The organism is Flavobacterium lipolyticum, from assembly GCF_020905335.1.
Classification (GTDB): domain Bacteria; phylum Bacteroidota; class Bacteroidia; order Flavobacteriales; family Flavobacteriaceae; genus Flavobacterium; species Flavobacterium lipolyticum.
This window is the reverse complement of record NZ_JAJJMN010000003.1, coordinates 194,028-219,006: the sequence shown is the minus strand read 5'-3', so window position 1 is coordinate 219,006 and position 24,979 is coordinate 194,028. Positions and strand designations below refer to the sequence as shown.

Sequence of the window (24,979 nt, the reverse complement as noted above, 5' to 3'; positions counted from 1 at the left end):
AACCGTCGTACTCCTCTACTATGAAAAAAACAGATATTGCTATTGTAGGTTTATCCTGCCTGTTTCCTGGTGCAAAAAACGCAGAGGAATTCTGGCAGAATATCATCAATAAAGTCGACTCCACGCAAGTTGTTCCGGCAGATCGAATCGATCCTGTTCACTTTAACGGCAGCAAGGACGCTACGGACCGCTTTTATTGTAATCGTGGCGGGTTTATTCCTGATTATGAATTCGACGCTACAGCATTTGGTATTTTACCTCTTGCCGTAGAAGGCACTGAACCCGACCACCTATTAACACTTGAACTCGTTCAAAAAGCATTAGAAGACGCAGGTGTATTCCGAAAAAAAGTTTCATTGGAACGAACCGGAATTGTCATCGGAAAAGGGAATTATACAGGTCCAGGAGCTACACGCGCCATTGAAATTGTACGTACTGGCGAACAGATATTCTCACTTTTGCAAGAACTATTGCCGGAGGTATCTTCTTCCGATATTGAAAAAATAAAACAGGCCTTTCAGGAACGTAAAGGGCGGTTTTCGGCAGATACCGCCATGGGGTTAATCCCCAACCTTGTTGCCTCATTAGTATCCAACCGATTCAATCTTGGAGGCGTTGCTTTCACCGTTGATGCGGCCTGTGCAAGTGCTCTTGTAGCCGTAGACCATGCCGTACAAGAGTTGCAGCGTGGCCGAAGCGATATGATGATTGCCGGCGGAGTTCATACCGGCCAAAATGCTACATTTTGGAGCATATTCAGCCAATTGGGAGCATTATCACAGCAACAGCAAATCAAGCCCTTTAGCGAAGATGCAGACGGATTGCTCATTGGAGAAGGCTGTGGTTTCGTTGTCCTAAAACGATTGGAAGACGCCGTACGCGATCAGGATAAAATTTATGCCGTTATTAAAGGAGTTGGTATCAGCAGTGATGGCAATGGAACAAGCGTGATGAGCCCTTCTGTAAAAGGCCAGTTAAAAGCATTGGAACAAGCGTGGACACAGGCCAATTTAGATAAAGAACAAATTGGTTATCTGGAAGCTCATGGCACCGGAACTCCTTTAGGAGATAAAACAGAACTGCAAACTCTGGCTCAATTTTTTGGTAAAGAAGAAACCGCTGCACGCGCCGGTATAGGATCAGTCAAATCCAATATAGGGCACGCCATGCCAGCTGCCGGAATAGCGGGTTTGATCAAGACCTGTCTGGCCCTGCATCACGACATATTACCACCTACCTTATATTGTGAAAACCCAACTGCCTCTATACAAGACACCCGATTTACACCGATTCAGGAAGCTCAGAACTGGTCACAAACCGGTTTGCCCAAAATCGCAGCAGTAAATGCATTTGGATTTGGAGGAATCAACGCCCATGTAGTTTTAGAAGGGTATGACATCCCTAAAAAAGACGAAGTACTGGTACTTGCCAGAGCAACCCGTGAAGCACTGCTTTCGGCGCTTCAGGATAATGATACCTCCGTAGGAAATGGAGATTATCGTATTGCACTCTTTGATCCAACACCCGAGCGTATCCAAAAAGCAATCAAAATTGTTTCCAAAAATAATGCCTGGCGCAATAAACAAGATATTTGGTACACCTCTGCTCCCCTTTTACAAAATGGCGGTAAGCTAGCTTTTGTATTCCCGGGATTAGACGGTTTAGAAAAAGGCGAAGTTGAAACTGTCAGTCGATATTTTGGATTGACAGCACCCATAGAAACAGCCGGTGAAGGACTGCTGAACGACGCATTAGGTATTTTTAACAATTGTGGCATACTGGACAGCTCCTTAAAAAAACTGGGAATCTATCCGGATATGAATGCCGGACATAGTTTAGGAGAATGGTTAGCGGGATATGCTTCAGATTTGGCCGAAGCCAGTTCTGTCAAGGATCTGATCGATGTTCTCGATCCGAAAACATTTGAACTAAAAGATTCAAAATTCATTGCTATTGGAGCAGGTCTTGAAGAGGTAAAACCATTGATTGAACAAATTCCTAACCTTTATGTTTCCAATGATAATTGTCCACATCAGGTTATCCTGTGTGGTACAAATGCGGCACTTCAGGAATTAACTCCTTTATTAAAATCAAAACAGATATTCCATCAGGTTTTACCGTTTCAATCCGGTTTTCATTCTCCATTTGTGGCAGATAAACTGGATGTGATCTTAGCCGGTATGGAAAAAGTTCAATTCCAAAAAACAAAAATTCCGTTGTGGTCAGCCACTACCCTCCTGCCTTATCCGGCAGATCAGCAATCTATCCGTAAATTAAGCGCCGAACATTTGGTGCAGCCAGTAAGATTTCGGGAACTAACCGAAAAACTTTATGACGAAGGAGTCCGTTTTTTTATTCAGGTAGGTACAGGAGGATTAATCGGTTTTATTGATGATACGCTAAAAGGCAATCCCTTTAGTACCCTTGCCTCAAGTGTAGCCAATCGAACAGCACTTGCTCAGCTGCAACGGGTAGTAGCGGCATTATTTGTAGAAGGAAAAGTACTGGCGCTCGATTTTTTAAACATCCAAAATCACAGAAAAATAGTCCCTAAAAAAGGTATAAAATTACAATTAGGATCACCTATTATTCGCAATTTTGAACCCCTGCAAAACTTACGAAAATCGATCCATACCGTACAGCCCAAAAAAGTTCTAACGGAAGCAAAAGTAAGTCACCCATTGGTCCGTGCTTTTCAGGAAAATATCGCCGATATGATCCGAATGCAGGAAGAAGTACTGGACGTCTTTCAAAATCAGGGAGAAGCCGCTGTTTTAACACCTGTTTTAACAAAAAAACAACTGATCGACAGTCCTTTTACCAAAACACTACACGTCAATTTAGATACGCATCCTTATCTGATTGATCACAGCCTTTTACGACAACCCAAAGGCTGGTTAGATGTGGCAGATATGGAACCCGTGATTCCAATGACCATGATTTTTGAATTACTAGCAGAAGCAGCGCAAGCAGAACAGCCGGAAACCAGCATTCACAAGATCATGAATGTTAGTGTATTTCAATGGATGAACGTTGCCAGGCCTTTTGAAAAAACAATAAAAGGCGTCTGGCGCTCCAACCATCACGCTTATCTGGACATAGAGAATTTTGCCAATGCAGAAGTATCTTTAGCAGCATCACATCCGCCACAACCTACTTTTGATCTGTCTATAGGCGAACGATTGCCTATTGAACGAACTCCTTTGGAAATCTATGAAAAACACATGTTCCATGGAGAAAAATATCAGGGTATCACAGTGGTATCAGCTGTTGGAAAGAAAGGCATTACAGGACAAATAAAAGGTAATGGCGGTAAAGGTTCCTTATTGGATAATGCCGGACAATTATTTGGATTATGGCTGCAACTTACCTTAACCAAAGACCGCATTGCTTTTCCGGTCAAAATCAAACAAATTGAATTCTTCGAAGATATGCACGATCAGGACGGTGTATTTGAGTGTACCTGTATACTGACTGAATTAAACGATGAATTTGCTATCGCCGACATTATACTACAAAGAGACGGAAAAGTTTGGTGCGCGATAAAAGGATGGCAAAACCGGAGATTAGAAATTGACGAAGCTTTATGGAATGTTTCCATGTCTCCGCTCCATAACCGTTTGTCGGAAGAAATTGCCCCACAAGTCTTTTTCTTTCATCAGGCCTACTCACGCGTAAGTTCCTGGGATTTTATACTGAAACGTTATTTCAATCAAAGAGAAAAACAATACTATCAGGAGCTCCTGCCCAACCGCAGAAAAAATTGGATGGTGAGCCGTGTAGCCGTAAAAGATGCTGTACGACAGGTGCTGAGCGAAAAGAAAAAGCAACCCAGTTATCCTATCACCTTTGAGATTTATTCTGATAAAGCAGGTAAACCTCATCTCAAAGGTAATGCTACAGAACAGATTCAGATCTCACTGGCACATAAAGGAAAAGATGCCGTAGCCATTGCGCGGCACGATAAACCGGTGGGTATTGACATGGAAATCATTGCCGAACGCAGTCCTGAATTTTATCAATTGGTATTCACCGACACAGAATTAGCCTTATTAGAAGAACGAGATCAGGCCGAATGGACCACCCGATTTTGGGTAGCCAAAGAAGCTTATGGAAAATTATTGGGAACGGGGCTGAAAGGTAACCCAAAAAGACACGAAGTAACCTGCATACAAGGCGATCATCTGTGGATCGATCAAATTGAAATTAAAACAATCAAACACCTAAATTATATTATCGGATGGACACTTTAGACACGACATTAAAAAGAAATCATGAGGAGTTATTCAACCTTTTAAAAGGTTTTATTACAGAAATTATTGGTGAAGAATTTGTAGAAGAAATGGATATCACTCCGCAAAGTTCATTTACCAAAGACCTGGAAATGGACAGTATAGAAATTGTATCCTTTTCAGAAAAAATCAAAGCACATTTTGGCGATCAGATCGATTTCACGGGCTGGCTGTCTGCTATGGACTTGGATGAACTGATCAATCTTGATCTGAATAAGATCATTAATTATATCTACGAATGCCAATAATCACTATTAATAATAAAAAAGTTCACGTACAGGAACTCAATAAAGGTGCTGAAGATACCGTGGTACTGATCCACGGTATGTTTAGTAATCTTTCTATTTATTATTTTAACATTGCTCCCATTTTGGCACAGCACTTTCACGTGGTCATGTACGATTTAAAAAGTCATGGCAGAAGTGAGCGTACCTTAGAAGGATATGATTTAGAAAATATGTCCTCTGATTTAATCGCAATGATGGATAACCTCCAAATCAAAAAAGCACAACTTGTTGGTTATAGCTTTGGCGGACTTATTGCACTCCAAACTGCTTTGATAGCCCCTGAACGTGTAGAGCAATTGGTTGTCATCGAAGCACCGGATCCGCAAGATGAAAAGGCACGAGGTATTATCGAAGCCTACAGTAAGGAATTTCTCGAACATTACATCGCCAATTTTACGGATACCACAAAAGTGAAAATGGGAAAAAGACAATTCGAAAAAAACCATCGGTTATACGAGTTTTTATTCCATCAGACCAGTATCAAAGCAGATATGGTTAAGGAAAAAGATTTTCTGTATCAGGTCCTTATTTCCGAATTATGCATACCCACTCTGTTACTCTATGGATCAGCTTCTGACTGTAAACCGACAGGAGAATGGTTAGAATCTCAAATCGGTACAGCCGAGCTGAAACTCATCGATGGAGATCACAATATTCCCATTCAGGCTCCCATTCAGATAGCAGAAACTATTGTTCAATTTTTAACTAACCCTTTATTACAGAACTATGGCTAAATTTGTATTTGTTGTTCCCCCATTAACAGGTCATGTCAATCCTACATTGAGTATTGGTGCCGAGCTGTTAGAAAGAGGACATAAAGTTGCATGGATCAGTCTTGACCAAAACTTAGAGTCCAAACTTCCTGCAGGCGGACAATTATTACTCATCCAATACGATCAGACTGACGAAGAAAAAAGAGAGAGCGAACACTATCTGGATATCATTTCAAAAAAGGTCGTTTACGGCATTGACAGTATCAAGTTTTTATACGAAGAAGTGTTGATCCCTTTAAACAGACATTGTTATAACGGAATTGTTAAGCTGTTGGAAGCCTATGAACCAGATTTAGTCATTGGTGATCATCAATTGTTTGCGGCGGCAATTGCGGCAAAAAAAGTGAATCGTCCTTATGCGACCTCCGTAACCGCTCCGGCAGCAATCAAAATTATTAGTGAGTTACCAAAAGTACACGAATGGGAAGTCAATCAGATCCTGGCGCTACAAGAAGAGCTTGGTGTCAAAGAAAACCAATCACTGGCTTCCTCTGATCTTCTTACTTTAGTGTTAACCTCCCAATATTTCTTTGGAGAAATGGACCTCAACTCAAACTATCAATTCACAGGTCCGGTAGTAACAGAACGCCGTATTTCCAGCACTTTCGACTGGGAGCGTTTGAAAAGTAATCCAAGGAAAAAAATCTTAGTCAGCATCGGTACGACATTCGACCACGAGCATAAAAAAGCATTTTTTCAAAAGGTAATCGATGCCTTTCAGGAGGAAGATCTAACGGTTGTAGTGGTTTCAGATCCGGATTTATTTGATCAGTGGCCTGAGAATTTTATGGTCTATGCACAGATCCCACAATTGGATTTGTTACCTCATTTAGATGCTGTCGTGTGCCATGGCGGACACAACACGGTCTCAGAGGCCCTTTCACATGGTCTGCCACTCGTTGTTATTCCAATTGCATACGATCAGTCACATGTTGCAGGACGTGTCGTACGTACCGGAGCAGGTGAACGTCTCAATTTTAACCGATTTAAAGCAAATCATCTAAAAAATAGTGTTCATGATATCCTGAATAATCCTCAATATCGCGAAGCTGCTCTCAAAGTTCGCCAATCTTTTATAGACGCAGGCGGAACGAAGACTGCAGCAGATCTGCTGGAACATGCCATAATTTCTGCACAGCAATCTACTGCATCTCCGGCCAAATTTCTCGTTGTTGTTCCGCCATTTTTCGGACATATCAGTCCAACATTAAGTTTGGGTGCCAGTTTATTGGCTCGTGGTCATGAAGTCAAATGGTTTGGTATTACACCATTGGCAAAGGAACATATCCCAACTGGAGGAACTTATATCTATCCCGAGGAAGATCTCTTACCTTATCAGGAGGAACTTCAGCGAATATTAAAACGACAAGATGACGGCCCATCTTGTTCGGGGCCTGAAGTCATGAAACTGGCACTGGAAGAAACCTATGTTCCATTTGCCAAAATGATGATGCCGGGCTTAGAAACACTGCTCGGTCACTGGCAACCTGATGTGATCATTAATGACTGTATCACTTTTGGCGGCGCTTTATTTGCACACAAACATCGTATCCCTTCTGTAACAACAACCCCAGTACCACCGGATGTTATGGGTGACACCGAGAAAAGTGCTCCCAAAATATTTGAATGGCAGCAAAATCTCATCAAAGAGCTGCAAAAAGAAGTCGGTATCGCTGATGAGGGTATCTTCATACATTCACATCAATTAAATCTGGTGTTCACCTCGCAATCATTTGCCGGTTTTGAAACGGTACCCTCACACATGAAATTTGTAGGTCCGGTAAAAGGCCGTCCAAATAATAGTCCTTTTGACTGGGAACGATTAGCAGCCAGCACAACACCAAAAATATTTGTGTCATTGGGTACTTTATTAGTGGATATCCGAAAAGATTTTTTTGGCAAACTCATCGAAGCATTTGCCGACCAGCCCGTTACTATAATTGCCGCGACACCGCCCGATATATTTGACAAATGGCCTTCCAATTTTATCGTAAATGGTTTTGTCCCACAATCTACATTGATGCCCCATATGGATATGGTCATCTGTCACGGTGGTTTCAATACCGTAAACGACACCTTTACCAATGGTCTGCCGATGTTGATTACACCAATCGCTTACGATCACTTTCATACCGCAAAGTTGATTGAACAGGCGGGTTGTGGAATCAGCATTCGATACAAACGACTTCGGATAGAAGACCTTAGAAAAACTGTCTTTGAGCTTTTAGAGAACCCTAAATACAGAAATGCAGCCAAAGAAGTTCAAACCGCTTTTTTAACAGCAGGTGGCAATGACAAAGCAGTTGCATTATTAGAAGATTTTATAAAACAAGAACGTTTGGTATTGGCTTCAGTATAAAATTATGAAAAGAAGATTGCTATTTGGAGAGCGTATGCTTTTGGGAGAAGGAAAGGACCCCTTCCATGTTGTTATTCCTTTTCGCCTGCGCGGTGTATTGGAGGAAAAAGAGATTCAGTATGCTTTGGGCAGACTTCAGAAAAAACATCCCTGGCTACAGGCACTCATCCAGCTCGATGAGAACAATATCCCGTGGTTTGAAGTATCTAAGCTACCGAATCCAATTCCTATCCGTATTGTAGATCAAAAAAGAGAAGAGGACTGGCAACAAGAAACCTTGCGAGAATTACAGACACTTTTTGATTACAAAAACAAACCTTTGATCCGCCTGGTGTGGATCAAAGGAAATGATACTTCAGATATGCTGCTGACTTTTCATCACTGTCTATGTGATGGTGGTGCTGCGATGAATTTAATTGATGAATTTTTAAAAGTATTGGATAATCCTACAGCAGATATAGGCATTGAAAACCCTATTCTAGGTATCCAGGACGTTGTTCCTTCCCTTATTTTAAATAGTAACAGGCAAAAAATCAAGGCAAAAATGATTGGTCAACTGGCAACATTCGCCATCAAATGCATTCCCGTCAGCAAAAAAGCGATTGATCGACAAACTGACTATTTGATTCATTGGAAATTAGATCCGGCCACAAGTCAACAGCTTATATCTCATTGTCAATCACTAGCCATCACCGTCAACACTTTTTTAAGTGCTATCGTATTGGACACCTTTAAGAAAGTGCGCGGAAACAAAGCCTTTAATAAAGTTTCTTGCCCGGTAGATATCAGGCGCTTTGCTCCTCAGGTAAAAAAAGATCATATTTTCGCCTTCGGTCTGATGATCGTCCTGTCATCTGATCCTAAACTCGATTTCTTAGACAATTTACGTGTCATGCAGCAGCATGTAGATCGCAAAACCGCCAAACTTAATCCTTATATCACCATGATGGTTATGGAATCTGCTCATAAGGCGTTGAATAACTTTACAAAACTTCTAAAACGAGGCAAGTCCTCCAACGATTGTATGTTTTCTAATCTGGGTCGTATTCAGATCCCCCATCAATACCAATCCTTTGTGTTGGAAACTATTCGCAGTCCATCAGTCATTGGGCCATTGGGCAATACAACAACTATCCTTACCTCTACTTATCAAGGTGTTATCGACTTCTCCTTTATGGGAAGTGAAGGTTATTTGCCTTATCACGAAGCCTTAGCCATTCGTGATGAAATAATTGATTCTATTAAACACCAATTAAATTATCAAGCAGCCTCATGAACAAGCGAAAACTCTTATTAGTGGAACGAATCATGTATGTGGATCCCTCCACACCTCTAAACTGTGTCTTTACGGCAAAAATCAAAGGTGAAATTCTACAAGAACAGATCGAAATTGCTTTAGCAAAAATCCAACACAAACATCCATTGCTTCGTGCAGAGGTTGATTTACAGGATAAACAGCATCCGGTTTATGCCATCAGGGAAAATATGAAACCTATTCCGCTTCGCATCGTAAAACGTCAAACCGATACTCATTGGTTAGTGGAATCGGAACAGGAATGGTATCGGCAGTTTAAAGGCGAAGGCTCCCCTTTGGCTCAATTGGTATGGATCAAAGGACAGCAATTCTCTGAATTGTTATGGGTAGTGCCACATTGTATCTGCGATGGAACCAGCATGGTGACTTTGATGCAGGAATTACTTGCCTTAATCGATAATCCAACACTTGATCTGAAACCCTATCCACTATTTCAATCGGTCAACAATTTCCTGGCGCCGCAGTTTGATCTTCAAAAAAAGGCTCGCAAAGCAAAGCTTTTTTTATTTTTGGGGAAATTTTTCTTTTTACTGCAACAGAAAAATAAAAAAAGAAATCTCGGAAAAAATTATGCCATTCATTGGAAATTAGATCCTACAAACTCTGCCATTATCAAGCAGAAATGCAAAGACAATGGTATTTCAGTACACGCCATTCTTTGTACCGCTTTTATGCAGGCTTTTCAGGACCTGCAAGGAAAAGCTGCGAAAAAAAAGGTAATCAGTCCCATTGATATCCGCCACTTTATTCCTGAAATCAGAAAAGACCAAATATTTGCCTTTGCCCCAACAGTGGAACTGTCTCTAAAAAAAGAAAAAAATCAGATACTGGATCAGGCGAAACACATCAAAAAAGATCTTGCTCAAAAAATAGAAAAAATGGACGCCCGGGAACTGCTATGGATGGGGGAACAGATGCACCCTCTGGTATATCGCATGATTGCGCTGCTAAAATCCAGCCGAGGTGCACACGATCTGACGCTGTCGAATATGGGTAACCTTCAAATCCGGAACGATTACAAAAATTTCATTCTGGAAGATATCTTCAGTCCAACAGTAGCATTTCCCTGGCTAAATTCTAACACTTTAGTGACGACTACCTTTAACGATCAAATGGACTTTACCTTAATGTCCAACGAAGACTTCTTATCGAAACAAGAAGCTTCAAAAATTAAAGATAAGGCCTTGGAAATACTGGCTTTACCCTTATAAATTACGTATGAAAACAGCAGCTCAGTCCAAAAAAACATCCCTCAAACGCTTTTTAAGAAAGCGAGCCATTTACTATATCCTTCCCAACGTATGTTTCAATTTTATTATTGCTTATGCCAGTTTCCAGGAATTAGGATATACTCATTTTTTTGCCGGTCCTCAAAGCTTAGCACGTTTAACATTGCCAATGGCTATCTTTTTGCCTGTAATCCTGACAATGGATATCATCAATCGGGTTATTGTTGCTTCCAAACAAGAATTAATCGAAGTGGCAATAGACCATAAGTTGAATAAAAACAAGTTTATAACAAAATTATGCCTGCTGCACGGCATCACAACCGGTTTACTGGTATTAACTATATTGCTTCTTGCACAGCAAAGCCTAAGCGCGAACCATAAATTAGATCCAACCCTTATGGCTCTTCTGGATGCTGTTCTTGCAGGCCTGCTTTCGATATTGTTTACTTATCTTCCCATCTACAGGCTAAAAAAACATTTACACCTCCATACGAAAGATGCAAATTGAAGATGATAATCTGGAGCTGCTTCCAGTTATACTACAGAAAATGAGTGCGATTCTAACGCAAAAACTGTAAAAACGGTTTTAAATTTTACTTTTTGATGCGGCTTCCAGCATTAAATAATGCAAATCTATATTCTGAACAAAAGGCTTTAACAATTCACTTCCAGGTCCAAATGCTGCCAGTTCTACATAATCCCCGGAATGGTCCATGCTAATCCATCCTATATTGTTATGCTTTTTTTGAATTTCGGAATAAGCTTTAAAAGGCAACTTTTTATAATTGTATAAACCGCTCTCCTGTTTCTCAATCCCCGAATAAAAATTCAGCAAATGAGCAGCTTCTTCATCCGTTAGATTTATTTTATTGGTTTCGTATATCCAGTCTTTGATTTGCTTTTGATTAAAGTCACTATGAATGGAATTTAAAATATATTCATTGGTATATTTATACTCCGCAATACTGTTGAATTTTTCTGTAGCATCTGCTCCATATATTAGTCCCGGATTTGCATTACCATGGTCTGTTGTTATAATAACCAATGTTTCTTTATCTTTTTTAGCAAAATCAATAGCAATTTTTACAGCTTCATCAAAAGCCAACTGATCGTGAATCAGGGCGGCAATATCATTGGCATGAGCAGCCCAGTCTACTTTTCCTGCTTCAATTAATAATACAAACCCTTCTTCATGATCCTTTAACTGTTCAATCGCTGCTGTGCTCATATCTGCAAGAGTAGGCGTTTGTTGTAAATCCTCAATATTAGCTCTGTCTATCGAATAAGGAAGTGCTCCCGAAGCAAAAACACCCAATGTCTTTTTTCCTTTCTTTATTTTTTTTAAATCTGATTTTTGCTTTAAGATCTGATATCCTTTCTCTTCATAAGTTTTGTAAATATCTTTTCGATCTGCTCTTTTTGAAGCATTAAAAAAATCATCTCCTCCCCCTAGCATAACGTCCAAACCAATATCTGCGTACATTTCTGCTATCTCATTTTCAGCACTTCTCCGGTCTGAATTAACACAGAAACCAGCTGGAGTAGCATGCGTAATGGAAACGGTTGTAACACAGCCTGCTTTTTTTCCCTCATTTTTAAACTTCTGCCAAATGGGAAGATATCTTTCTCCATTTGGGCCAACATTCAATACGCCATTTTTAACCCGATGACCACCTCCAAAAGAAGAACTTGCAGCTGCAGAATCAGTAACAGATGAACTCGCAGATGCCGTATCCATTAAAGCTCGGGAAACTTTATTTTCAGTATAAAGCCCTATCCAATTTCCATTTTTTCCCAGAATATTCCGAGCGTAGAGATTCGCCATCTGAAGCGTTCCGGAGCTCATCCCGTCACTTATTAAAAAAATTATGTTTTTGGTCTTTTTATCCTTTTTTGACATTGTTTCTAAATTATTAGAAACAATAACTGAAGGATTAAGAGCGAAAAAACCGGTTATTACTGTTGATCCTTTTAAAAATTTACGTCTGTTCATTATTATTCTAATTTAATGATATAGGGTATTAACTTCTTTAAACAAGTATGCTTTCTTTGGAAATAAATAATAGGATTCAAAAACAGAATTACTAACCATTTTAAATCAACTCAAAACCCCCAATCTGTCCTGAATACTGTAAAAATACAAACAAATACAATTAATGCAACTATATTGCATTAAAAAACACTTATTCTACTATAAAAGAATAATAGAGCTGGAAAGATATTTTCTTATCTTTCTTAAAATAATAATACCTTCACCAACCTCTGTCAAAGGTGCAGATAGAAACTGCTAACCATTAGGGCAGTGAAGTATTTTCATTTCACATTTCCTCTATCGGCAAAGATTAAATAATTTTTACATAAAATTTTAACGTATATTTGCCGATAACGGAATTTTATCTAAAAACATGAAATATCTTTCAGTAGTAGAATTCGCAAAAAAAATGACGCTGTCCGAAAGAACGGTTCGCAACTATTGTGCTTCAGGTAAATTAAAAGGAGTTTTCTTAACCGGTAAAACCTGGAATATCCCAGAAGATGCTGTAATTCCTAAAAAGGAAAATAAAAAAATAAGCAAGAATATTTTATTGAACCACCTGAAGGAACAAAAGAGTATGAAACTAAAAGGTGGTATCTACCACCGTACTCAGATTGATTTAACCTATAATTCCAATAAAATTGAAGGAAGCAGACTTACTCACGACCAAACAAGATATATTTTTGAAACCAATACAATTGGTGCATCTAAAGAAATTTTAAATGTCGATGATATAATTGAAACCTCTAATCACTTTCGTTGTATCGATTTTATCATAGAAAAAGCAAATGCAAAACTTACCGAATCCGTAATTAAAGAACTCCATTTTTTATTAAAATCTGGTACTTCTGATAGCGGAAAAGATTGGTTTAATATCGGGGAATACAAAAAAATGCCGAATGAAGTTGGTGGTAATGAAACTTGCCCGCCTAAACAGGTTGCTGAAAAAATGAAAGAACTTCTCGCAAATTATCATACTGTTAAAAATAAAACTCTGGAAGATATTATTGATTTTCATTATAAATTTGAAATCATACATCCTTTTCAAGATGGAAATGGCCGTGTAGGACGGTTAATTATTTTCAAAGAATGTCTTGCAAACAATGTAGTACCCTTCATCATAGATGAGCAGCTTAAGCTTTTTTATTACAGAGGACTTCAGGAGTGGAAAAATGTAAAAGAATATCTGCTGGATACCTGTCTTACTGCGCAGGATAATTATAAATCAATTCTCGATTATTTCGAGATCGAATACAAGTAAAAGCAAAATTGGAGTTGCCCCCAATTTTGCCAAAAATGCTAAGATATTTTTAAACTTTTAACCTAACATAAATTCCAGTCCTTATCTAAAAATTCATCCTCACCCGGCTCCTCCGTTTTATAGGCAATCGCTTCCGGAATAGATGTTTTTGGAATGTTCACGTGTATGATTGTATTTTCCTTAATAGTATCAAGCTGCTGTAAAACGTCTTCGAGTTCATCGAGAGTGTTCACTTCAAAACCTTTCCCTCCAAACACATCAACGAGTTTAGCATATTTCCAACGATGCATTTCATTGTAGTCATAGACAGTATTTAAATCAGGGATATCATAATCTACCTGATCAGCACCACGGAAAGGATTTGGATTCACAAGCATTTGTTCGATACCATAAATACCATTATCCAATACAAAAACAATAGTATCATGCTTCAGTTTATTCTGCGTTGATATGGCCTGGCAGGTTTCCTGAAAAGCACCATCGCCAACAAATACCACAGGTCTTTTATCAGGTCTGGCACATTTTATTCCGGTTGCAGCAGGTACCGAATAACCGATAGAAAGCCATGATGCCTGTGCCACAAATCCGTTAGGTTCTGCGATACGGATGCCTTGAGCTCCCAATAAAGGAAAGCCGGCATCGGCGACTACTATATGGCTGCCATTAATAAAGCTATTAATCCGTTTAAAAAAAGTATCATAGGTCAAAAGTGGTTTTTCATTTTTTGCTATGCTGTCATCAGCCACAAAAAATGATTTCGGCAGCTTTTTTTCCGTGTCGTACATTTCATAGGCGCTAAAGGTAACTTTAGTGAGTTCTTCTTTCAGGAAAATAATAAAATCCTTTAACGATACATTGGCCACATAAGAAGCACCTATTCTTACACCACTGTGATTCGCCAGTACCGTGTCCTCTTTCCAGACATCAAAACCACCCAAATTTTTACCCGTGGTCCATACTCCGAGACCAATTTTCACCTGGGCCTTTTCAAATTGTTCCTTAACATCTTTTGGTGATGCTTTGCCATTAAAGACTCCCCTAAATTTGCGATGATTTTCAGAAACGATCGATTTTCCGAGTATGGAAGTTACAAATTCCGTATCGGTAGTTTCAATGAGATCTAAAAATTCCTTTTGAATGCCGTAGCGCTGAATTTCAATTCCGCCCCAGAAAATAATCTCTTTTCCACGGGCCATTGCGGCAACCCTTTGAGCTGCCTTGCGGGCACTTGTCCTACATTTTGATGCTCCTTTTTCTACTAATGGAGTAACAGGCGCATTGCATTCCATTCGCCATGCATCTTCAAAAACCTCAAGGTAAACCGGTCTTCCATACAAAAGACAGGCATTCAGTACTGCATCAATCTTATAAGGAGCGTCGGATGAACCCGTAATCTGTTCGGCTGCAACAGTAACATTACGAAACACATTGATATTGCTGTACATATCACCCGTCATGTGTGAAGCCAGCATTCCCTGAACAAGACTTCGCTGTTGATCTTTATTGGTTGGAGCTCCATTGATAACCAAAACAGGACAATGTTCTACATAAGAACCTGCAACCGAATTCAACAACGTAAAGGCTCCCACACCGTAGGTCACCGCTACCGCTGCAAAACCATTTTGTCGTGCATAAGCATCAGTACAGTGTCCGGCATTTATTTCGTTTGTATCATTAACGATTTTAATTTTTGCCTTTTTGTCTTCAAGGATTGTATTCAAAAACGGAGCAGTATAATTGCCTGCAATACCAAATAAGTGGGTAAGTCCTAATTCTTCCAAACGTATCTGCAGATATTTTGCTACTGATATTTTTTGCTCTGCCATCTTAAATCGGGTTATTAAGATTACCTATATTTTCGTTGACTTCCAGTGCGGTACGAATTCCCGATTCGATAGCACCTTCTATCCAGGCATGTTTTAGGGAAGTGTGTTCCCCCGCAAAATGTGCTTTTCCATTCCATTCTGTCGAAATGATATGGCGTTGTAATAACTGCAACTGACCCGGGTTGAAGATTGCCGCTTCGCCAAAAGCATAAGGATCGCGCATCCAGCTTTGTGTTGCAGCGCCTATTAATTTTCCGGTTTTTCCTTTGCGGTCTTTGATGCTAGAGCTGATTACAGCAAGGTCGATAATACGCTGCTGCTCTTTCACATCATCGCTGTGTATGATGGCCAGATTTTTCAGTGCATAGAAATATCGGTCATCATCATCCATAGAGTCCCAGCGGCTCGCTTCGTCTGACCAGCAATAGGACGCCAATACTACACCATGCCCGTTACTTCCCAAATCATTACTCGGATAATACGTAAAACGGTTAGAGAAATCCGTAATGGTACCACCGCCAACGATATTATACGGAGCTTCCTGCCACCATTTTTCACGAAATTCAAGCAATATTTTAGTAGCAGAATCATAATGCAGTTCCCGGATTGCTTTTCGTTTCTGTTGCTCGAATTGTGGTGTTACATAAACGTGCCTTAATGCCGAAAATGGTATGCTGACAATTACTTCATCAAATTCCATATCACTAACAGGGGTATCTAATACTTTGAATCCTGCATCTTCATAAAACTGGGAGTTACGCTGCACTTCTATATCTACTTCTATTTTAACCTTGTCACCGACAAGCATCATTTTTGTCATCCTGCAATCGAAATAGGTATTTTCTTCTAGCCTATGAGCTTTAAAAAAGGCATTAGGCAGCTTGTCACATCCACCTACAATTTCCATAAATCGCGTAGAATCCTTAATAATATTCTGTTCTATAAAACTCTGGATAAAATCATAAGCCATTCTGGATTCCAGGTTTTGGATAACGCCAATCATTTCGATCGCATTTTCTGAATACTTTGAATTTTCTTTCAGGAAACGACGCATCGAATATTCTCCGTAACGATCGATAAGCAAAGGCCAGTTTTTCTTCGGATCTTCTGCAATAAAATCTTTAAGCGGATTGATCAAACTGGCCATTAACTGGTCTGCGCGCATGTTTTCACTACTGTCCAAATGAAAGTCAAGCAATTGGTTTACATCGACAATTTCACTCGCATCCTTTGGAAAATATACGTTTTGAACCACACGTTTTCGGTTGATATAGAAAAGAGAATTTCTTGTAACCTCTGGTTTTGATTCGTCAGGATCCGCCTGATATGCAATTGCCTGGGCTTTATCGACAGACAAATAATAGAAAGGCTCTGTTTTAAGTCCTAGTTTATCGATGTATTTGAGTACCATCTGATGTATGGTCGGGATACGCATTGCTCCGGCTTCGCCATAAACGGTATCGTCTGCAAAATATTTTTTGTCCTTAGAATTGCGGAAAGTCTTAATTCGTCCGCCAACACGGGTATTAGATTCCACTATTGTAACCTTATGGCCAGCCTCCTTTAACATAGCCGCTGCGACCATTCCGGCCATTCCGGCACCAATGATCAATACGTCTTTTGGTTTATCCGTACGGGGAATTCCTTCGTCTATGTATTTTAAATATTGTTGAATAATTGGGTCATTCTCTTCGTCGAGTAGGCCGTGTAAGTAGTTTTCCATAATTAGGGAGTTTATTTGTTTGATATGTTATTGGTAACAACAAATAAACTCACTAAAACTGTGATTTTTAAGCGTAGTTCTACCTGTTTTAATTGGTAGAAAGCAGATTTTTTATCCCTCTGATCAAAAAAAATTAAAATAAGCCTGTTGGCAAAAATCATTTAACACATAAAGACATAGATTCTCCGAAAAAAATAAGAAGTGAAATGTAAAACGCCCTAATTTTAAATAAGAGAGTCTATGTTTAGGTGTTTAAAGAATAGCCACAGATTAACGGATTAAAAAATTTAGAAAATCTGCAGACTCGAGCGATAGCAAACAGGCGAAGCAATCTGCAAGATCTGCGTGCAAAAAAAATATTTAACGAATAGAGACATCAATTTTTTTACAGAAAGAAAGTCTCTTTTTCTCCTATTTTTAAAAATAATTACACCCAACGGGTTAAACTAAGTATTCAAAAATTCTTTTTATGGTCAATATCTGCTTCTGTCGCAGCTGTCCAACTCAATTAGAAATGGCTGAGATAACAAGTTACCACAGCTGCGACAAAGCCACAAATACTTCTTATTTAAAAATGTTCATTTTCTCATCATAAACCGGACTTTCGACATTAAGAAATTTTAGAACACTATGAAAAACATGGTTTTGAGTCAATGTTTCATTAGGCTTAAGCTGTTTTGAATTGTCAGATACCCAAACAATAAACGGAATCTCATATTGCTCTTTAGGGGCAATGCTAATAGGCACACCGTGCATGTAAAGATTTTTCTCTCCTAAAGATTCTCCGTGATCTGAAACAAAAATCATGGTGCTTTTGTATTCTTTTAATTCTTTTAAATCCTCAATTACGCTATGAAGTATATAATCGGTATACACAATCGTATTATCATAAGCATTAAGAAGTTCATTTTGAGAACATTTACCCAATTCAACACTATTACAGACTGGTTTAAACGTCTCAAATTGTGGTGGATATTTTTTACTGTATGTAGGTCCGTGACTTGTACTGGTATGGAGCACAATTAGTATTTTATTCTTTTTACTCGCCTGAATCTGCTCTTTTAATCCTCTTAATAAAACCTCATCATAATCGCATTCCACACCTTTACAGTCGGCTTTTAATGCTTCCTTGTTTTGATAATTCTTTATATGAACTGGCGGTTCGCCCCAATTGGTCGTTCTCCAAATCACTTCAACATTATTTCGGTATAAATAATTGGGCAAGATTTCATAGAGATCATCGCTGTTTTTATGCTCTAAAATACATTTTACACCTGCAGTAGTATATGTTGCACACGAATTGGCATTAAAATGAAATACATTTTCTGTTTTAGAAAGTAACGGATTGGTGTTTTTCTTATAGCCATAAAGAGAAAAATTTTGCCTTCTGGCCGATTCTCCGATAACCAAAACTACAACCGATTTCTCGTTATCTTTTATAACAGCATTGGGCAGCAAAATTTCCTTTTCATTTTTCTTGAACTTATGAATGTAAAATAGCGGTGTATTAACCGAATAAGACCATGGCATTGCAAGACCTCCAAGTCGTTTCGAATTTTTGTCAATCCAAAGCCAATTGCTGGCATTAACAAATATCAAAACGGCAATAAATACTAAAGTTAGTGAAGAAGTGATTGAAAACTCCTTCCATGGTACCTTGGTTATTTTAACCTTTGCAATGTAAATACTCGGAATAATTCCAAGAAAAATTACATACAAAATTACTTTAAAGGAAAAAAAACTGCTGGATTCTTCGTAATTGGTATTCAAAATATTGCCAATCATACTTTCGTCAATGATGACACTATACGTATTCACAAAGTAGACTGCAATTGAACTAACAATAAAAAACAAGATCAGCAAAACTTTCCCGACATGACGAGAGAGCGAAAACAAGAGGTATAAAACAAATGCATTAAGAACCAGCATTAGAATTACCAAACTCACAATCAAAACAATACCGTTTAGACTTTTATAATCGACATTGTTAAAAACAAAGGTGTAAAACGGCAGGTGGAAGAACAAAAAAATCAAAAAACTCATCAATAGGACAAAATGAGTTATTCTTAAATTATTTTTTAACGTAAACATAAGTGATCTTATAAAGTGAGACTGCTAAGCTAATAAACGAAAGATAATATATAATCAAATTTTCTTTAATAATTTTGCCGACCAAGCAAATACAACAAATGATAAACAATGCAATAAAAATTGGATAGTACTTATCATTGTTAATCCAGGCTCCTATTTTATATTTTCTGCTGATAAAAATACCTGAGATTCCGGAAATATAACCCAGAATACTTCCTGTAATTACATCAAGGGGATAATGTGCCCCTACACCTACTCGTGTAAATGCTAAAATAAATCCTATCGTAATGATCGATACAGACCACAGAATTTTAAATTTCAATCGCTGCGGCATAAAGGCAAATAAGATAATGGTCAATACAGTAAAAACTACAATCGAATGTCCTGAAGGCAAACTATTGAAGCCACATAATTTTCTTCCCATAATACAGGTAATTTCATTATTAAAAATTACGGCAGGTCTTGGAACACCAAATATTGCTTTTAACGGACAGGAAAATAATAGCGAAAATAATAAACCCGACAGCAAAGCTTCCCATAATTTGGGTGCATAGAGTATAAAAAGGGCTAAGAAGGATAAAAAAATCGAAGCATCTCCTAATTGAGTAAGATTGTATTGTAAATTAGGATAAAGCCCTAAATGGGAATTAATATAAAGAAAGGTGCTTTTTTGAATTTGTGCGTAATTATAAACACTTAAAGCATTCTCATAATAAAGAAACAGTACTAGAGCAGCTAAACAGAATAAGGGCAAAAAATATAAGGAGAACTTAAGTTTAGAATAATTTTTAATAATACTAGTATTCATTGTGTTGTTTGTTATGGTAAATTTAAAGGCTGCTTATTTTTTTAAGAGGAAAGCGATTTAACAATTATCGCTCATTCCCTCCGCAAAGTTTTGTAATTAAAATGAAGAGGAGATTAAAAAATCCATAACCGTTTAAGTACCTATCCATCTTTTGGAGAAAAGTAAAAGATATACTAAGTAAAATAACACAAATGATCCCCCTTTACGTAAGGGAAATAAAATCTTAAAAAAGTAAACTGAAATGAAACTGGCAATTTTTGAGTACCAATAATAAAAAGCCGTTTGAAAGAAAAACGAAAAAAAAACGGAAACATTCGAAAAAACGGATAATTTACATAATCCGTCTTCCGAAACCTTGTTAATTTTTTTTTCGATTCTCATATAATAACCTTTAATGACAAGTAAAGCAATGGTTCAATTTAGAAGAAATTTAGAATTTTGGGCAAAATAAATACTTTATTTAAAATAATCATATTTCCTAACATTTTATTAACGTAATACTTTTCTTTCATTTGATTTAAAATCAAAATTAACTCAAATAACAAGAGAAAAATCTTATAAAAAAATCTTACCTATTGATTATACTTATACAAATAAAGTCATTTTTATATCTTAATTCAAACGCTACACTGAAACTCTTTAACATTTTTTGTTCCCTTTTAAAATCACTACTTTTAGATGGAATATCAAAGGACGGAAAAGGTCGTTAAAAATAGAATTAATTTGGTTACATCAAAAAATAAAAATAAAAGATTCAATTTTTCTAAATCGTGTTTGAATAAAAAAAAACTCTCCATAGGCTTTCTGATTTGAAAGCTTATGGAGAGTTTTTTTTCCTTAGAAATTCCCAATCTTATACTAATTGTGATTCTGGATTATCTTAGTATAAAACCATTCTTCATAGGGTCTTTTGGATCTATTAAAAACGTGTTTACTCCTGTTACAAAAGCCGTCCCTTCCACTTGCGGAATTACAGCTTTGAAAGGACCAAATTTTTCTTCTCTGACAAGTGATCCTTTAAAAGTACTTCCTGTTATACTTTCTATCGTAATAACTTCACCCGAGTTGATAGCATTTCTGGCTTTTTCAATCGCAATTCTTCCGGAAACACCGGAACCTGTTGGCGAGCGATCGACTTCTCCATCGGCAAAAACACAAACATTTCGGCTGTGGTTAGTACCATTCAGCGGTTCATCGATAAAAATAGTTCCGTATAAAAAACTCAAATCTTCTTCAAACGGATGCAGAATTTCGGCATCCTGCTTCATTACGGCATGTTTGATATCGACCCCGGTTTGAATAATGGTTCGGTAATTTTCTTCCGTTAATCCAAAATTCAAATGTGTATTTTTTCTCAAATCAACATAAGCATAAAAAGCACCTCCATAAGCCAAATCATAAACGACATCACCAATGGCCTCAACATTTACAACACGATCTAAACCTACGGCAAAACTTGGAACACAATGAAACCGTACTCCCGTTACTTCTCCATTTGCTACCGTCACAAACGAAAAAATCCGACCGCACGGGGCATCAATTTTCAATTCATTCTCACCTTCTTTTACGGTGATCCATTTCATTTTTGCTGCCAAAGTACTTATAGCAATAATGGCATGACCACACATACTGCTGTATCCTTCGTTATGCATAAAAAGAATACCAAAATCTGCATCCTCATCATTTGGCGGAAGTAAAATACAACCGTACATATCGGCATGACCGCGAGGCTCAAACATCAATGCCGTTCTTAAATAATCGTAATTTTCTTTTATATCTCTTCTGTATTCTAAAACAGTATTTCCTTTCAATTTCGGAAAACCGGAAACAATTACGCGCAAGGGCTCTCCCCCTGTATGCATATCAATTGTTTTGATCTGCAGGACGGAAGCATCTGCTTTATAATCGATATTATTACAAATATTTTGGTAGGTACTAGACATTCTTTGGTGCTTTTAAATTATACGCTTCATAAAAATATCCGGCTGCGACAAGGTCTTCTAAAGCATGTCCAACCGACTTAAAATAAGTAATTTCAGTCTCAGAGGTTCTGCCCGGTTTTACAGTACTGCACAATTCAAACAAATCGGCTTTAATAGTTTCTTCTGTGATAATGCCTGTTGTTAGCGGAATCAAAATATCGCCGCTTTCCTTTAGTCCGCCCTGATAGGTATCCAAAAACAGGCTCGATTTTAGAACCGCCTCGTCATCGGCCTCACGCATGTCTTTTTTGTAGGCTCCAACAAGATCTAAATGCTGTCCTGCTTTCAGCCATTTTCCAAAAACAAGCGGAACTGGCGATAAAGTCGCTGACGAAATGATAGCAACCTGAGAAATAACTTCTTCTATAGTTGAAACGGCTTTGCAAGTAAATGGAAAATTTTTGAGTGCATGGCAAACCAATTGTGCCTTTTCTATAGTTCTTCCCCAAACATAAACCTCTTTTATAGGTCTCACACTGGCATGCGCCTGAATTAAATTGATGGCCAATGCTCCAGTACCAATCATCAACATAGACGAGGAGTCTTTTCTCGAAAGATAGCTGCTTGCCAAAGCAGAGGTTGCTGCAGTCCGTTTCCCTGTTAGTGATTTTGCATCGAGAATTGCCTTTATATTTCCTTTGTGTCCGTCGAGATAAATATAAGTTCCCTGAATGGAAGGCAGGTCATATTTACCATTATTGGGACTTACCGTCACTATTTTTACTCCTAAATCCTTACCCGATTGGAATGCGGGCATTAGCAACAGTGTAGAATCTTTACCTTCTTCCGGATTAGGATAATCATGATGATGGCGCATAGGCACGCTGATACCCGAACCCGAAAATCCGGCCCGAAGTTTTTCTATAAGTTCTTTAAAATTACATTTTTCTTCAATAAAATGATCTGAAATAAGCGATATTGGTTGCATGTTTTTTGTTGAAATTTCATTAAAAATAGGAGATTATTCTATCTTAATACTATTTCATGCACAATCAGATAACATATGCCAATTTAGGGTTAACATAGTACAAATTAACGAGTCACACAATCCTAATTTATAAAAAAAGTTTCAGCGTGAAATTTCAAAACTTACTGATTCTTTTTGAAAAGCCCCGCTTTTAGGTTTGAACCTGCTGAACCTTCGGCCAATTGCAAATAGTTTCTTTTGCTTTGATCTTTTTCAATTTTTACAGTTCCCGTAGTTTGTACGTTTTCCATTTTTGTGACCAATGCTATTTCTTTTTTAATTTCTTACTGTCTTATAGATGAATTAAAAATACAAATTTACATTGTTGAAAGAAATCTCTTTTTGTGATTCTCAGTAATTTCACACTCAATACCTAAGTTATTTTTTTAGATTACTTTTTCAGGTTTTTATCTTTAAATAATTTCCCCACAAACTTTCTGTACCAGGAGAATTGATTAATTGTAAAAATGAAAAGGATAATGGCTGTCGAGCAGATGGCGATAACAAACATATTGAGCGCGATGGCCATACCTACAGCCGAAGTTGTCCATAAACCCGATGCAGTGGTTAATCCCTTAGGTAGATTTTTTTCATCTCTAAAAATTAGCCCTGCCCCTATAAAACCTAGTCCCGTTGCAATAGCCGCAAGCATTCTGGCAATAGCCGATTTATCCTCGGTGAGATGGGCAGCAATAGAAACAAACAGACAAGAAGCCACACAGATACACGCAAAAGTTCGCACACCCGCATTCTGCTGTTCTCTTTCTCTCTCAATACCAATAATTCCTCCCAATAAAAGCGCCAACAGTAGTTTGGCAGATAGTAACAGTTCAAACTCTATATCCATGATGAAATACTTTTTTTAAGGCTCCATTTTAAGTTTATTACATCTCGTAATAAAGCTCATTTTTTTCCTTTACAGGTATATTTTCTGCCCCAGTCATTTCAAGCAGATTGATCTCGATTGTTTTTGCCAACGAAGTCATTGGTGTATCAACAGGCGTATTCTCAAAAGGATCCTGCATTATAATCGCTGTTTTTTCTATGGAAATAAACAGAACAGGAATCAATATCGTTATAAGAATCTCTACCACCAGCTGTGAATCTTCGAGTCCAAAAGGAAGTATCGCTGCAAATACATAGATCAGGGTATGAACTAATACACTATATGATTTTGGAAAAACGGTATTTTTTAAACGTTCACATTTCCCCATACTGTCGCAAAGTCTGGCTAATGTTTCATTTAACTGCACCTGTTTAAACTCTGAAATTAGTCCTTGTGACGCCAATTCTGCAATGTTCAGAGAGTGCTTATCCAACAAAGCATTTGGGATATTAGATGCTTTGATCTGAAAAGTATCAAGATAAGTCTGTACCCTTGATGAAAACGGCTGTTTGCGCAATGACTCTCCCAATGCATAAAGCCAGATGATCTGTCTTTCTGTAAAAGCATCAGCAATCTCTTTATTTTCTTTTGATGTAAACTGGATTATTTGCCGAATTAAAGTCCTGGAATCATTTACTATCGCTCCCCAAACGGTTCGGGCTTCCCACCATCTTTCGTACGATTGCGCTGTCCGAAAAGCAAGAAGAAGAGAAACCGCAGTACCTACTAATGCCGGAATACTTAACGGCAGAGATACTTGTTGAAATAAGGGATGCATGTCGAGCAGTCCAATTGATATCGCAAATAATACGATCAGTACAATCTGTGATCTAATCTCATTAACAAAGTACAAAAGCGATATTCTTCTATTTAATAACATAAGTAATGATTAAAAATTCAACAATTAGCTCTATATCAGATAATTCAAATATAAAAATTTACCAAAAGAGTACTTAACAAAATCCTCATTTCAAATACACTATTCTTACCTAATCTACCTAAAAAAGAATATTAAAACTTAAGTTGTAAGAAAAAAAACTTTATTTATATTAAATATATAATACTATACGTATCTTTTTTTTTGAAAAATCCATTAAACTGAATAAATACTCTTACATAACAAGTTTAAATTCATTGCAAAATAT

The 24,979-nt window shown here is 37.8% G+C and carries 18 protein-coding genes; 8 read left to right on the top strand and 10 right to left on the bottom strand.

Annotation, left to right across the window (positions count from 1 at the left end):
* Nucleotides 1-20 precede the first annotated feature (20 nt).
* Genes LNQ34_RS23075 through LNQ34_RS23045 form a run of 7 tightly spaced genes read left to right on the top strand, consistent with a single transcriptional unit; the run spans nucleotide 21 to nucleotide 10,763 of the window.
* Nucleotides 21-4,253: a type I polyketide synthase gene (locus LNQ34_RS23075; protein WP_230001481.1), complete on the top strand. Its 4,233-nt coding sequence runs from the start codon at nucleotides 21-23 to the stop codon at nucleotides 4,251-4,253.
* Nucleotides 4,241-4,540 (top strand): acyl carrier protein, encoded by a 300-nt coding sequence (locus LNQ34_RS23070; protein ID WP_202703210.1) that lies wholly within the window; start codon nucleotides 4,241-4,243, stop codon nucleotides 4,538-4,540. Before LNQ34_RS23075 ends, LNQ34_RS23070 begins: the two co-directional genes overlap by 13 nt.
* Entirely contained in the window at nucleotides 4,531-5,313 is a 783-nt protein-coding gene (locus LNQ34_RS23065) for an alpha/beta fold hydrolase (protein ID WP_230001480.1), read from the top strand. The genes LNQ34_RS23070 and LNQ34_RS23065 overlap by 10 nt, the downstream gene beginning before the upstream one ends.
* A 46-nt stretch (nucleotides 5,314-5,359) precedes the next feature.
* Complete coding sequence (locus tag LNQ34_RS23060; RefSeq protein WP_230001478.1) at nucleotides 5,360-7,711, top strand: glycosyltransferase; 2,352 nt, start codon at nucleotides 5,360-5,362, stop codon at nucleotides 7,709-7,711.
* Between the two features lie 4 nt (nucleotides 7,712-7,715).
* Nucleotides 7,716-8,987, top strand: a complete 1,272-nt coding sequence (locus LNQ34_RS23055) for a condensation domain-containing protein (protein ID WP_230001476.1) — start codon at nucleotides 7,716-7,718, stop codon at nucleotides 8,985-8,987.
* The gene (locus tag LNQ34_RS23050) at nucleotides 8,984-10,237 is read left to right on the top strand and encodes a condensation domain-containing protein (RefSeq protein ID WP_230001474.1); all 1,254 of its coding nucleotides are present in this window, start codon (nucleotides 8,984-8,986) and stop codon (nucleotides 10,235-10,237) included. Before LNQ34_RS23055 ends, LNQ34_RS23050 begins: the two co-directional genes overlap by 4 nt.
* A 7-nt stretch (nucleotides 10,238-10,244) precedes the next feature.
* Nucleotides 10,245-10,763, top strand: coding sequence for a hypothetical protein (locus tag LNQ34_RS23045; protein WP_230001471.1), 519 nt, complete (start codon nucleotides 10,245-10,247; stop codon nucleotides 10,761-10,763).
* Between the two features lie 78 nt (nucleotides 10,764-10,841).
* Here LNQ34_RS23045 and LNQ34_RS23040 read toward each other — a convergent pair whose 3' ends face one another.
* Nucleotides 10,842-12,248, bottom strand: a complete 1,407-nt coding sequence (locus LNQ34_RS23040) for an alkaline phosphatase (RefSeq protein WP_230001469.1) — start codon at nucleotides 12,246-12,248, stop codon at nucleotides 10,842-10,844.
* A 412-nt stretch (nucleotides 12,249-12,660) separates the two neighbouring features.
* Here LNQ34_RS23040 and LNQ34_RS23515 point away from each other — a divergent pair, with 412 nt between their 5' ends.
* Nucleotides 12,661-13,551: a DNA-binding protein gene (locus LNQ34_RS23515; RefSeq protein ID WP_305070288.1), complete on the top strand. Its 891-nt coding sequence runs from the start codon at nucleotides 12,661-12,663 to the stop codon at nucleotides 13,549-13,551.
* 62 nt (nucleotides 13,552-13,613) lie between these two features.
* On the opposite strand, the gene LNQ34_RS23030 is transcribed toward LNQ34_RS23515, so the two are convergent.
* The 9 genes from LNQ34_RS23030 to LNQ34_RS22995 form a co-directional block, all read right to left on the bottom strand.
* Nucleotides 13,614-15,377 (bottom strand): alpha-keto acid decarboxylase family protein, encoded by a 1,764-nt coding sequence (locus LNQ34_RS23030; RefSeq protein WP_230001468.1) that lies wholly within the window; start codon nucleotides 15,375-15,377, stop codon nucleotides 13,614-13,616.
* A gap of 1 nt (nucleotide 15,378) precedes the next feature.
* A complete protein-coding gene (locus tag LNQ34_RS23025) occupies nucleotides 15,379-17,100 on the bottom strand; it encodes a flavin monoamine oxidase family protein (RefSeq protein ID WP_230001467.1) in 1,722 nt (573 codons plus the stop codon).
* A 564-nt stretch (nucleotides 17,101-17,664) separates the two neighbouring features.
* Entirely contained in the window at nucleotides 17,665-19,191 is a 1,527-nt protein-coding gene (gene eptA, locus LNQ34_RS23020; protein ID WP_202703200.1) for a phosphoethanolamine--lipid A transferase EptA, read from the bottom strand.
* Entirely contained in the window at nucleotides 19,172-19,999 is an 828-nt protein-coding gene (locus LNQ34_RS23015) for a phosphatase PAP2 family protein (RefSeq protein ID WP_202703199.1), read from the bottom strand. The genes eptA and LNQ34_RS23015 overlap by 20 nt, the downstream gene beginning before the upstream one ends.
* Before the next feature lie 875 nt (nucleotides 20,000-20,874).
* Nucleotides 20,875-21,942: a proline racemase family protein gene (locus LNQ34_RS23010; protein ID WP_230001466.1), complete on the bottom strand. Its 1,068-nt coding sequence runs from the start codon at nucleotides 21,940-21,942 to the stop codon at nucleotides 20,875-20,877.
* On the bottom strand, nucleotides 21,935-22,909 hold the full coding sequence (gene lhpI, locus LNQ34_RS23005) for a bifunctional Delta(1)-pyrroline-2-carboxylate/Delta(1)-piperideine-2-carboxylate reductase (RefSeq protein WP_230001465.1): 975 nt from the start codon (nucleotides 22,907-22,909) through the stop codon (nucleotides 21,935-21,937). Before lhpI ends, LNQ34_RS23010 begins: the two co-directional genes overlap by 8 nt.
* A 161-nt stretch (nucleotides 22,910-23,070) precedes the next feature.
* On the bottom strand, nucleotides 23,071-23,199 hold the full coding sequence (locus LNQ34_RS23505; RefSeq protein ID WP_255664690.1) for a hypothetical protein: 129 nt from the start codon (nucleotides 23,197-23,199) through the stop codon (nucleotides 23,071-23,073).
* Nucleotides 23,200-23,339: 140 nt separating this feature from the next.
* Entirely contained in the window at nucleotides 23,340-23,795 is a 456-nt protein-coding gene (locus LNQ34_RS23000; RefSeq protein ID WP_202703196.1) for an MgtC/SapB family protein, read from the bottom strand.
* Between the two features lie 37 nt (nucleotides 23,796-23,832).
* Nucleotides 23,833-24,714 carry a bestrophin family protein gene (locus LNQ34_RS22995; RefSeq protein WP_230001464.1) on the bottom strand — a complete coding sequence of 294 codons (882 nt, stop codon included), beginning with the start codon at nucleotides 24,712-24,714 and terminating at the stop codon, nucleotides 23,833-23,835.
* Nucleotides 24,715-24,979 lie beyond the last annotated feature (265 nt).